This window comes from Marilutibacter aestuarii (assembly GCF_006546775.1).
In the GTDB taxonomy this organism is placed as follows: Bacteria; Pseudomonadota; Gammaproteobacteria; order Xanthomonadales; family Xanthomonadaceae; genus Marilutibacter; species Marilutibacter aestuarii.
Genome location: NZ_VICE01000118.1, coordinates 1 through 1,091 on the forward strand (window position 1 = coordinate 1; position 1,091 = coordinate 1,091).

Consider the following 1,091-nt stretch of genomic DNA (forward strand, 5'->3'; position numbering starts at 1 on the left):
AGGTTCACAAAGTAAGTGCAACACCCGCGACGCCCGGGAAAAGGACGGTGAGCTGGCAGACTGAAGGGGATCACTCCGGCAAGAGACGATCTCCCATGTACCACCAGCTCACCGAGATGGAACGATACACCCTGTCGGTTCTCAAGCGAGAAGGCCGTTCGCTCCGTTCCATTGCACGGGCCTTGGCGCGAAGCCCCAGTACGATCAGTCGCGAGATCCGCCGCAATGCCACGGTGGACCACCATCGGCCGCGGCCCCTTTACGTGCCCAGTAAAGCGCAGGAACACGCAAGTGGGCGTCGTCGTCGCAGTCGCCGGGTACGGCATCATCCGCCTGCGGTATACGATCAGGTGGAGCGCCTGCTGGTCGGCCAGCAGTGGAGCCCTGAGCAGATCGCCAGCCAGTTGCGCGAGCACCATCAGGTGCACCTGAGCCCCATGACGATTTACCGGCACGTGCGGCGGGACCAGAAGCGGGGCGGCGAGTTGTATCGTCATCTGCGGCAAGGCGGGAAGCGGCGGAGAAAGCGCACGTTTGGCGCCGAGCGGCGCGGGAAACTGGCAGGCAAGCCCATGATCGACAGCCGTCCCGAAGCGGTCGAGAGTCGCCAGGAGGTCGGTCACTGGGAGGGCGACACCGTGCTGGGAAGTGCCGGCGAACGCCCGTGTCTGCTGACGCTGGTGGAACGAAGCACGGGATGGGCCGTCGTGGTGCGGTTGCCGCACCGCACCGTCCGCGCCGTCAATCGCGCGGTCCTGGCCGTGATCGGCGACAGCGGGCTGCCCTTCAAGACGATCACCTGGGACAACGGCACCGAGTTCCATGGCTACCGGGCCCTGGAGGCCGCCACGGGCATCCGCTGCTTCTTCGCCTACCCGCACCATCCCTGGGAGCGGGGAAGCAACGAGAACTTCAACGGCTTGCTACGCCAGTACTTCCCCAAGCGCAAAAGCCTGGCCAGGATCCGTCAGGTCGATTGCGACCAAGCCGCCGCCAAACTCAACCAACGACCGAGGAAACGCCATGGCTTCCAGACCCCGGCACAACAGATCCGACGATCAAGGGTGTTGCACTTGGAGTGTTAATTCACC

Annotated in this window: 1 protein-coding gene; it reads left to right on the plus strand. The window is 64.3% G+C overall.

All coding sequences use genetic code 11. The features are described 5' to 3' along the window. Nucleotides 1-95 precede the first annotated feature (95 nt). Nucleotides 96-1,085 carry an IS30 family transposase gene (locus FKV25_RS12685; RefSeq protein ID WP_141519170.1) on the plus strand — a complete coding sequence of 330 codons (990 nt, stop codon included), beginning with the start codon at nucleotides 96-98 and terminating at the stop codon, nucleotides 1,083-1,085. Nucleotides 1,086-1,091 lie beyond the last annotated feature (6 nt).